1 pseudogene is annotated in these 516 nt (G+C 49.2%); it reads right to left on the bottom strand.

Features of this window, described 5'->3' with window-relative positions:
• Positions 1 to 516: pseudogene (locus tag R7O13_RS30970) on the bottom strand (6-phospho-beta-glucosidase); the annotation flags it as partial.

Here is a 516-nt window from a genome sequence, read left to right as displayed (position 1 = left end):
ATCCCCATATTGCGCAGCAGTTCTGTTGGCCATTCGAATGGAGGAATGTTTTGTGGAACGAGAGGATCGTTGCCCGATAAGATCGCTTCAACCACCTCTTGTAGCTTATCGCGACCTTCATGCAGGATCTGGCGCGCCCAAATAAAGTGGTTCAACCCCGCAACTTGCAATACAAAGTCTTGCTCGTCAGCCCCCAGCATTTGCGCGATGCCTTTTTGCATGATCACTGGCACGTTGCACAAACCGACCGCTTTTACTTTGGTGTGTTTGAGAATCGCTTCGGTCACCATGCCCGATGGATTAGTAAAGTTCAGCAACCAAGCGTCTGGACACAACTCTTCCATCTCTTTACAGATTTCTAGCGCGATAGGAATGGTGCGACAGGCATTAGCAAAACCGCCTAAACCATTGGTCTCCTGACCGATCATGCCGTATTTAAGCGAGATGCGTTCATCGCGGATGCGACCTTCCAAACAACCTGCACGAAATTGAGAACAGACAAAATCGGCGTCTTTT

The organism is Vibrio sp. Y176 (assembly GCF_033438945.1).
The sequence above is the reverse complement of the archived record's forward strand: the minus strand, read 5'-3'. Positions and strand labels throughout refer to the sequence as shown.